The sequence below is a fragment of the Oceanibaculum pacificum genome, assembly GCF_001618175.1.
GTDB classification, from domain to species: domain Bacteria; phylum Pseudomonadota; class Alphaproteobacteria; order Oceanibaculales; family Oceanibaculaceae; genus Oceanibaculum; species Oceanibaculum pacificum.
This window is the reverse complement of the sequence record NZ_LPXN01000016.1, coordinates 1-10064: the sequence shown is the minus strand read 5'-3', so window position 1 is coordinate 10064 and position 10064 is coordinate 1. Positions and strand designations below refer to the sequence as shown.

At 68.4% G+C, this 10064-nt stretch carries 6 protein-coding genes and 1 pseudogene; 1 reads left to right on the top strand and 6 read right to left on the bottom strand.

Going from position 1 to position 10064, the window contains the following annotated elements:
- The 6 genes and pseudogenes from AUP43_RS18870 to AUP43_RS02050 all read right to left on the bottom strand — a co-directional run.
- A pseudogene (locus tag AUP43_RS18870) lies at positions 1-1381 on the bottom strand (hypothetical protein); the annotation flags it as partial.
- Positions 1382-1568: 187 nt separating this feature from the next.
- Positions 1569-2921: a pentapeptide repeat-containing protein gene (locus AUP43_RS02070; RefSeq protein ID WP_067551971.1), complete on the bottom strand. Its 1353-nt coding sequence runs from the start codon at positions 2919-2921 to the stop codon at positions 1569-1571.
- Positions 2922-2977: 56 nt separating this feature from the next.
- Complete coding sequence (locus tag AUP43_RS02065; protein ID WP_067551968.1) at positions 2978-4441, bottom strand: protein kinase domain-containing protein; 1464 nt, start codon at positions 4439-4441, stop codon at positions 2978-2980.
- A complete protein-coding gene (locus AUP43_RS02060) occupies positions 4438-5151 on the bottom strand; it encodes a vWA domain-containing protein (protein WP_198154794.1) in 714 nt (237 codons plus the stop codon). Before AUP43_RS02060 ends, AUP43_RS02065 begins: the two co-directional genes overlap by 4 nt.
- Before the next feature lie 99 nt (positions 5152-5250).
- Positions 5251-5961, bottom strand: coding sequence for a GntR family transcriptional regulator (locus AUP43_RS02055; protein WP_067551966.1), 711 nt, complete (start codon positions 5959-5961; stop codon positions 5251-5253).
- 8 nt (positions 5962-5969) lie between these two features.
- Positions 5970-8909 carry an FAD-binding and (Fe-S)-binding domain-containing protein gene (locus tag AUP43_RS02050; protein ID WP_084462457.1) on the bottom strand — a complete coding sequence of 980 codons (2940 nt, stop codon included), beginning with the start codon at positions 8907-8909 and terminating at the stop codon, positions 5970-5972.
- A 292-nt stretch (positions 8910-9201) separates the two neighbouring features.
- Here AUP43_RS02050 and AUP43_RS02045 point away from each other — a divergent pair.
- Positions 9202-10064 (top strand): pyridoxal-phosphate-dependent aminotransferase family protein (locus AUP43_RS02045; protein ID WP_067551963.1); only part of this gene is annotated, 863 nt, incomplete at its 3' end.

Sequence of the window (10064 nt, the reverse complement as noted above, 5' to 3'; positions counted from 1 at the left end):
CCCCGCCGCCCTCGGTGGGCGTGGCGGCGCCGGTCGCGGACTTGCCGCCCTGCGCCTTCGCCAGCACCGCCGCGAAACCGGCGGCGGCGGGGCCGTTCGCGCCCTGCTGCGGCTGGCTGTCGGCGGCGGCCTGGGCCTGCTGGGCGACATTCGCATCGCCCTGCTGCGGCTGGCCGCCGGCATTCTGATTACCGCCCTGCGATGCCGCGGCCTGGACCGCGCCCTGGGTGCTACCCTGGTTACTACCCTGGGCTGCCGTCTGCGGCTGATTGCTGTTGGCGGCCGTCTGAGACGCTGCGGGATCGCTGGAAACCGCGCCCGTCAACACGCTCTCTAATCCTGGCTCCAAGCCTGGCTCCAAGCCTGGCTGCCCTGGCGGCTGGCCGCCCGGTTGTGTCCCTGCCTGGCCAGCCGCGGCGGCAGCCTGGGCAGCCGCCGCTTGAGTATTGGCTGACGGGGCAGTCGCCTGAGTCGTCTGCTGCGCGGCTTGCGACGTGGCATCGCCAACGGAATCGCCAGCGGCATCACCAGCGGGGGGCGCTGCGCCGGCCTGGGCGACATCGCCGACCGCGACGGGTTTCGGCGTATCCGCCGGTACGGGCGGCATATCGGCGCCGCTCGTCGGTTGCGCCTGCGCGCTTTGCGCAGCACCGGGCACATCGGCCAGGGCGGACTGCCCGCCTGCCGGAGGTTGATCGGCCGGCGGCTGAGCGGACTGGCCGCTCTCCGGCGTCGCTTCGGCAACGGTCCCGGTCGGCTTGCCGTCGGCAGCGGCTTCGGGGGTGTTGGCATCGTTCGCCGGCACGTCCTTGGCCTGTTGCTGCGCCGCCGGCTGTTCGGCCGGAGCCGGCGGCGTCTCGGACGTCTGCTCGGCGGCGGGGCTGGCTTTAGCGGCCGCCTTGTCGGCGCGGCGCGGCTCCTCGCTGGATTTTGCGACGATGCTCCGCTCCGCCGGCGCGGAGTCGCGCTCGACCGGTTTATCGGCCCGCTTGGCATTGACGCCATTACGGTCATCGGCGCGCCGCGTGGGGTTGCGATCCTCCTGGAGGCGATCCGCCTGAGGGCGATCCGCCTGAGGGCGATCCGCCTGAGGGCGATCCGCCTGAGGGCGATCCGCCTGAGGGCGATCCGCCTGAGGGCGATCCGCCTGAGGGCGATCCGCCTGAGGGCGATCCGCCTGAGGGCGATCCGCCTGGGTACGATGCTCCTGGGTGCGATGCTCCTGGGAACGACGCGCCTCGGCGCGGCTATCGTCCTCGCGGCGGTTCACCGCCTGCTTCAGGTAGGAGTCGAACGCGCCCTCCCCACCCTTGCCCGCCCGGCTGGCAGCCGACGCGGAGGGGGTGTCGCCGTAAACGCGATCGATCGATGGCAGGTCCATGGGTCGCACCTCACACATTAGGTCGACCGAACAGCAGCAATCCGCAGGCCAAGTGCGGAATCTCGTGACTTTTCAACGATATTGCCGGGGGCGAGCGAGGTCGCCGGGGCCGGGTTGGCCGGGCCGGAAACGCCCTGGGCGGCAGATTCTGCTACCGTCCCCCGGCAAAATCTGCCGGGTTGGCGCGTCAGCCGCGCGGCAGGCCGATGGCGCCGCGCACATCGGCGCCGTTCAGGATGGCGCCGCGCAGATCGGCATTGGTCAGGGTGGCGTCCAGCAGCACGGCGTCCGTCAGATTGGCACCGCGCAGGATGGCGTTCGACAAGTCCGCCGCCTCCAGATCGGCCAGCGGCAGCTCAGCGCCCGACAGGTCGCAATGGTCGAGCCGGGCATGCGCCAGCTTGGACGGCCAGTTGCTGATCGTCGCCCCCTCGATGGGCACCGGGCCGATGCGCGCGCCGATCAGCTTCGCCCCGCTCAGCGTGGCGCGCGACAGGTTCACGCCGCGCAGATCGGCATAGGACAGGTCGGCATCGCGCAGATCGGCGAAGGACAGGTCGGCCATCAGCATGCTGGCCTTGATGAGGCTGGCGCGCCGCAGCACCACGAACGTCATCTTCGCGCCGGCGAAATTCAGGTCGTTCAGATTCTCGCCGGTCATGTCGATTTCGGAGAAATCGGCCCGTTTGCCCTCGCGCCCGCCGGTCTCGATCCAGCTCACATGCTCGCTGACCGCCTGCTTCAGCACCACGGTCAGCGCCTCCAGCCGGCGCACCATGCGGGCATTGTCGGTATTGGCGACCGACAGATCGACCGCATCCAGGATCGCGCCCATCAGATCGGCGCTCTTCAGATTGGTCGATAGCAGCGTCGCCTGGCTCATGATCGCGCCATGCAGAATGGCGCCTTCCAGATTGGCGTGCGACAGGTCCGCGCCCAGCAGGTTGCAACCGGTCATGTTGGCCTTCGACATGTCGGCACGGATGAATTTGGCGTTCCGCATCACCGCGTCGGTCAGGTCGCTCTGCACGATGAAGGCGTTCGAGAGCTTGGAGCCGGTAAGGTCGGCATTGCGCGCATTGATCGAGCGGGCATCGGTCGAGGTGCCGGCATCGTAATCCAGCGGCGTCAGCTCGCCGCGCGAGGAATTGAACAGCAGCCCGTCGCGCAGGTCGGAATCCACCACTTTCGCGCCGATCAGGCTGGCCTTGCGCATGCGCACGCCGCGCAGGTCGGACTTCACGATGTCAGCGCCGTCCATGTTGGCGCTGCTGAGGTCGGCGGCGAACAGGGTGGAGCCGTGGAACCGGGTGTTTTGCAGATTGGCGCCGATCAGCTTCGCGCCGGTCAGATCGGCATCCGACAGATCGGCGTTGGAGAAATCCAGATAGGACAGATCGGCCATTTTCAGATTGGCCCGCATGCCGCCGCGATGACGCTGCAGGAACGCCTTGTGGCGCGTCAGCACCTCATCGATATCGTCCTGGGAATAGCGCCGCCGTCCCGGCTCCTTTCCCCGCTGCTCACGCTCGGCGGCCATTGCACCCCTGTCATAAGCCGGGGAGGTCCCGGACCGACAGCGATTCTACCCTGCTTTCAGCCGAAGTCACCTGCCGATGCGTCCTGCAGCAGCGCGGCGGCTTCCGCCGCCCGCCGGGCATAGGGCCGCAGGAACCGGCTGCCCGGCCCGAAAGCCGCCTCCGCCTCGGCGAAGGCGGCGCGCAACGCCGCCGCTTGGCCGGGCGTGGCGATGCCCTCGCCAAAGGCCCGACGTAACGCCGCCAGCGCCGCCAGCCGCGCCTCCGCCCGCGCGGCAAGTTCTGTCAGATCGGGCACCAGGGCGTTCCCCAGCGCGCGCCCGGCCGGCGACAGCTTCCGCCAGGCCAGGGCGATGGCCTCCGCATCGTCGGGCGCGCGCTCAGTCAGATGACGCAGCCGCTGGGCCACCGGCAAGGCCTCGGCGAGTTCGTCCAGCGCCGGCCGCTGCGCCTCGAAGCCGGCGGCGAAGCGATGATGCGCCCACAGGAAGGCCTGGCGCGGCAGGTCGCCGGCATCGATGGCGCGATGCAGCAGGGCGGCGACCAGCGCGCGCGGCGCCGCCGGATCCGGCGGCGGGGGGAAGTTTCCCCGCGCGCACCAGGGGCACGGGCCGGCGGCGGCGGCGCGAAAATGCGTCGGCGCGCGGTCGCACAGCACCAGATCGTCCAGCGCCAGGGTCAGCGCCGCCGCCCATTCCGCCGCTGTGGGACGCAGGGCCGGGCGTCGATGCCCGTCGACGAAGCAGCGCCGCAACAGCCCGCGCAACGCCGGATGCAGCGCGTTCGGGCCGACGGCGAAGGGGCCGGGCCGCTGCGGGCTGACCGCCAGGCCGGGCAGATGGCCGGCCTTCACCAGCGCGTCCAGCCCCGGCGGATCGCCCGGCCCGCGCCAGACGCCGGCGAAAGGGTGATGCCCCAGCAGCAGCAGATGCACCAGCACGCCCAGCGCGAAGCCGTCATGATCGGCCGTCCGCTCGACCGTCGCGAGTTCGGCCCCGACCAGCTCGGGCGCCAGGAACCCTTCCGCGCCGACCGCGCAGGGATGGCCGGCAAGCTGCATCGAATCGGCATCGACCAGCGTGACCCGGCCGCGGGCGTCGATCAGCGCATTCTCCGGCTTCAAATCGCCAACCACCAGGCCGGCCGCCTGCGCCGCGCCGACGATGCGCGCCAGATCACGCGCCGCCGCATGCAGGTAGAACCAGGTGAAGCCGGGGGCCTGCTGCCGGCGCAGGCGCGGGCTGGCCAGCACGGTGAGCGGCTGGGCGTCCGCCACCTCGTTCATCAAATAGCCGATGATTCGGCCCCTGTCGGTCAGCAGGGCGAGCGGCCAGGCAATGCCGGCCACCGGCTGAATCGCCAGCAGCGCCGCCAGCTTGCCGGCGGGCGCGGCCTCGATATGGTGATACAGCTTCGCCACCACGCCCGGGCGGTCGGTGCGGTGGATGCGCCCCTCCCCGCCCTCGGCCAGCAGCGCGCCTATTTCGACCGGCTGGCCGGTCGCCCGCTCGGTCAGGATCACGGCTTGGCGACCCAGCCATCGACCGGCGGCAGCTCCAGCCGGTCGGGATCGATGCGCGCCGTCGACAGCCGCCGCATTGAGCTGGAGAGCCAGCGGAACAGCGCGCCGAAGCGCACGCCCTTCAGCTTCAGCGGCGGCTTTGTGGGCGGCGATATCTGTGCCAGCAGATCAAAATCCGCCCCGCCGACGCCGATGGCGAAGAAGGCCAGCTTCTTGCCGGTCTCGCCGTCCTGGATCGCGGCCGCCGCCTCGCGCCACAGTTCGCCATCGGTCGGCGCGCCGTCGGAGATCAGGAACAGCCAGGGCCGATGATAGGGCACGCCCGCCTCGCGATAGAGCCGCTTGCGTGCCTCCAGCATGTCCAGCGCGGTCAGCAGCGCCCCGCCCAGCGGCGTATCGCCCGCCGCCTCCAGCCGGGGCGGCGCGAATGCGTCGATCGGCGAGAATTGCTTGGCCACCCCGATGCCACCGCCACAGGTAACGATGGCAAGGTCGAGCCTCAGGCGCGCCAGCGGATCGGCCGCCACCTCCGCCTGGAACGCAGCCAGCCCGTCATTCAGCTCGGCAATCGCCGGGCCGTCCATCGAGGCCGATATGTCGAGCACCAGCACAACCGGGCAGCGCGTCTCCAGATTGTCGGCGAAGTCGGCCGCCTCCAGCTCCGTGAACTCGGCGTCGATGGCCCCCGTCAGATCGCGCTTTTCCGGCATGCGAGCAGAATAGCGGCTATGCCCGCATAGGTTGAGTCGAATTTTGCGGCAAGAGAGGGAAGAGGGCGGAGGGAAGGACGGCACATGTTCGCCCGCCTTTTACTCCGCTGCTTGCGCCTCGGCTTCGTAGGCTTGTTTCAGGTGCTGGTACTTGTTGCGCAGATGGTCCGACAGCAGGCGGGAGAGCAGCGCGGAATCGCGCCGGGTCAGGGCGGCGAGGATTTCCTCATGCTCGGCCACGGCGTGGTCCCAGCGCGCGCCCGACAGGTTCGCCATGTAGCGGAAGCGGCGGATGCGGCCGTTCAGGGCCCCGTAGGTCTGGACCAGCGTGGCGTTGCCGGCCCCCTCGATAATCGCCAGATGGATCGCCTGGTTCAGCTTGAAATAGCTGTGCAGATCGGCGCGCGCGTGGCAGGCCAGCATCTCGTAATGCAGGGCCTTCACCTCGACGATGCCGGCATCGCTCATGCGGGACGCCGCCAGCAGGCCGGCCAGCCCTTCCAGCGCCACCATCACCTCGATGATCTCGTCCAGCTCCACCACGGTCAGCGGGGCGACCACAGCGCCCCGATTGGGCAGCAGCTCGACCAGCCCTTCGGATGCCAGCACCTTGAGCGCCTCGCGCAGCGGCGTGCGGGAAATGCCGAAACGCTCGCACAGCACCCGTTCGGGCACACGCTTGCCAGGCTCCAGCTCGCCCTCGACGATTAGGTCGCGCAGCCGCTCCACCACCTCGTCATGCAGCGAGCGGCGGGCGATGCGCTGTCCGGAATCCTGTTCGGGCGTGCTATCGGGGATGACGGTGGCCATGGCCCATCCTACGCCTTCGCCAGCGCCATTTCGAGCACGCGCACGACATGCACCGCCTCGCGCGCCGCCCCATCGTGAATCTGATGCCGGCAGGAGGTGCCGTCGGCGACCAGGATGGCGTTCGCATCGGCCTTGCGGATGGCCGGCAGCAGCGAGGCCTCGGCCATCTTCATCGACACGTCGTAATGCTCCGCCTCATAGCCGAAGGCCCCGGCCATGCCGCAGCACGAACTCTCGATGGTCTCCACAGTCAGGCCCGGCACCAGCTTCAGCACCTGCTGGACCGCCGGCATGGCGGCGAAGGCCTTCTGGTGGCAATGGCCGTGCAGCAGCGCCTTGCCAGCGGCAATGGGCTGCAACGCCAGCTTCAGCCGGCCGGCGCGCGATTCGGCGGCCAGGAACTCCTCCAGCAGCATCGCCTGGGCCGCCAGCGCGTCGGATTCCGCGCCCGGATGCATCGAGCGGAACTCGTCGCGCAGGGTGAACAGGCAGGACGGCTCCAGCCCCAGCACCGGCACGCCGGCCTCAATATAGGGTTTCAGCGCGTCCAGCATGCGGCGCGCTTCAGCCTTCGCCTCGTCGACCAGCCCGGCCGCCAGGAAGGTACGCCCGCAGCATAGCGGCTTGTCCTTCGGCGGCAGGGCGAAATGCACCCGGTAGCCGGCGGCGGTGAGCACGACGACGGCGGCGCGGGCATTCTCCGCATCGAAATAGCGGTTGAAGGTATCGACGAACAGCACGACGGCCTGGCCGTCCGCCGGGCCGGTGGAGAGGCCGGGGGCGCGGAAGGCGTCGGTGCGCCATTGCGGCAGGCTGCGCTTGGCGCTGAGGCCCAGCAGCTTTTCGGTCAGTTGCGGCAATCCCGGAATCCGGTCGCGCAGATTCAGCAGCGGCGCCAGCTTTGAGGCGATACCGGCATAGCGCGGCAGGAAGGCGACCAGCCGGTCCTTCAGGCGCAGCCCATGCTTCCGGCGGTAGTGATGCAGGAATTCGATCTTCATCTTCGCCATGTCGACGCCGGTCGGGCATTCGCGCTTGCAGCCCTTGCAGCCGACGCACAGATCCATGGTCCGGTACATATCGTCCGACAGCAGCGCGTCGGGACCAAGCTGACCGGACAGGGCAAGCCGCAGGGAATTGGCCCGCCCGCGCGTCACGTCCTTCTCTTCGCCGGTGGCGCGGTAGCTGGGGCACATGACGCCGGGGTCCGCCTTGCGGCAGGCGCCGTTATTGTTGCACATCTCGACCGCGCCGCCGAGGCCGCCCCACTCGTTCCAGTCCAGCGCCGTCTGCAAGGGCTGGATGGCATAGCCCGGTTTGAAGCGGAACAGGCTGCGATCGTCCATCTTCGGCGCGCGGACGATCTTGCCGGGGTTCATCATGCCCTCGGGGTCGAAGCTGTCCTTCACCTCCTCGAAGGCGCGGACAATGCGGCTGCCATACATCGGCTCATGGAACTCGGAGCGCACGATGCCGTCGCCATGTTCGCCGGAATGGCAGCCCTTGTATTCGCGCACCATGGCGAAGGCTTCCTCGGCGATGGCGCGCATGTTTTTGGCGCCCTCCTCGGTCTTCATGTTCAGGATCGGGCGCACATGCAGCGTGCCGACCGAGGCGTGGGCGTACCAGGTGCCCTTGGTGCCGTATTTGGTGAAGATGTCGGTCAGCCGCTCGGTATAGTCGGCCAGATCTTCCAGCGGCACCGCGCAATCCTCGATGAAGGAGACGGGTTTGCCGTCGCCCTTCATCGACATCATGATGTTCAGCCCCTGCTTGCGGATTTCCCAGATTTCGCTCTGGAATTTCGGATCGGTGGCCTCGACCACCGCACCGGGGAAGCCCAGATCGCCCATCAGCTCGACCAGGCTGGCGAGTCCGCGCAGCTGCGCCGCCTTGTCCTCGCCGGCGAATTCGACCAGCAGCAGCGCGTCGGGCTCGCCGACGACGAATTTATCGACCGTCTCGCGGAAGGCCGGAATGTCGCGCGCCAGGTCGATCATCGTGCGGTCGACCAGCTCCACCGCCGTCGGCCCCAGCTTCACAATGTGCTGGGTGGCCTCCATCGCCTTGCGGAAGGTCGGGAAGTGGCACACCCCCAGCGTTTTGTGCGGCGGGATCGGCTTGAGGTCGAGCTGGATACGCTGGAACCAGCCCAGCGTGCCCTCGGAGCCGACCAGCAGATGGGACATATTGTGCCCCTCCGGCTTGATCGTCTCGATGTTATAGCCGCCGATCTTGCGCAGGATGTCCGGGATGCGGGCTCTGATCTCGTCGGCCTCGCGCAGACCCAGCGCCCGCATCTTCTGCACCAGGGCGATATAGGCGGGGTCGCCGCCCAGCCCGTCCAGATTGCCCGGCACCGGACCGAAGCGCGCCTGGCTGCCATCGGCCAGCACGGCGTCGATGGCGCGGACATTATGTACCATGTTGCCATAGCGCAGGGACCGCGAGCCGCAGGAGTTATTGCCGGTCATGCCGCCGATGGTGGCCCGGCTGCCGGTCGAGATATCGACCGGGAAGAACAGGCCGTAGCCCTTCAGATGCTTGTTCAGCTTGTCCAGCGTGATGCCGGGATGCACCCAGGCGGTCATGCCCTGAGGATCGACCGAGATCACGTCGTTCAGGAAGCGGCTATGGTCTATGACCAGCGCCTCGTTCACCGTCTGCCCGCATTGCGAGGTGCCGCCGCCACGCGGCAGCACCGGCACGCCTTCCGCGCGGGCGATGTCCAGCGCGCGCAGCACGTCCTGCTCGCGCCGGGGCGCCACCACGCCCAGCGGCTCGATCTGGTAGATCGAGGCGTCGGTGGAATAGCGCCCGCGGCTGAAACCGTCGAACAGCACGTCGCCCTCGATCTCCCGGCGCAGGCGGGCGGCGAGGCCGCTGTCGCCCGGCGCGATGCGGGCCTTGCGGGGAGGGGCTTTGCTGACAGGCTGGATGGCGGACACGGGCGTCGGCTTTCCGAAGGGGGACGGGATGGACGGAACATGCCCGCTTTCGCGCGGATTGCAAGCGAGCGCGCCAATGCTAGCATTTTGAATGCAAAATTCAATGCAACAACAGGCTTTCCCGACAACGCATCCGATATGCATAGAATGCCATGTTTTACGCCAGTTTTGCTGCAACGCACAAGGAGCCCAGCAAGACTCGGGCTTGACAGGCTTCGTAAAATTGCATGCACTATGCAAAATTCTGAAACTGGGCCGGCGACGGCTCCTCCTAATTGAGAAGATAACCACCATGACCCATCGTGCCGGCCGCCATTTCCTGCAGATTCCGGGCCCGACCAACGTGCCGGACCGCGTGTTGCGCGCCATCGACGCGCCAACCATGGACCATCGCGGACCGGAATTCGGCGAGCTTGGCAAATATGTGCTGGACGGGCTGAAGCCGATCTTCAAGACCAAGAATCCGGTCATCATCTACCCGGCCTCGGGCACCGGCGCGTGGGAAGGCGCACTGGTCAACACCCTGTCGCCCGGCGACAAGGTGCTGATGGTGGAGACCGGCCATTTCGCCACCCTATGGCAGGAAATGGCGGGCAAGCTGGGCCTCACCGTCGAGTTCGTGGCCGGCGACTGGCGCACCGGCGTCGACCCCGCCGTGGTCGAGGCCAAGCTGAAAGAAGATAAGGGCCACACCATCAAGGCGGTGTGCGCCGTGCATAACGAAACCTCGACCGGCGTCGCCAGCCGCATCGGGCTGGTCCGCAAGGCGATCGACGCGGCCGGCCATCCGGCGCTGCTGCTGGTCGACACCATCTCCTCGCTGGCCTCCATCGACTACCGGCATGACGAATGGGGTGTCGACGTCACCGTCGCCGGCTCGCAGAAAGGGCTGATGCTGCCGCCGGGCCTGTCCTTCAACGCGATCAGCGACAAGGCCATCGCCGCCGCCAAGACGGCCAAGCTGCAGAAGGCCTATTGGGACTGGCAGCCGATGCTGGCCGCCAACGCCAAGGGCTTCTTCCCCTACACCCCGGCCACCAACCTGCTCTATGGCCTGAAGGAGGCCATCGACATGCTGCTGGAGGAAGGGCTGGAGAATGTGTTCGCCCGCCACGACCGCCATGCCGAGGCGACGCGCCGCGCGGTGCGCGGCTG

Coding starts and splice junctions, on each gene's coding strand:
- AUP43_RS02070 (WP_067551971.1), bottom strand. CDS start 2,921: ATGGCCGCCGAGCGTGAGCAGCGGGGAAAGGAGCCGGGACGGCGGCGC.
- AUP43_RS02060 (WP_198154794.1), bottom strand. CDS start 5,151: ATGCCGGAAAAGCGCGATCTGACGGGGGCCATCGACGCCGAGTTCACG.
- AUP43_RS02055 (WP_067551966.1), bottom strand. CDS start 5,961: ATGGCCACCGTCATCCCCGATAGCACGCCCGAACAGGATTCCGGACAG.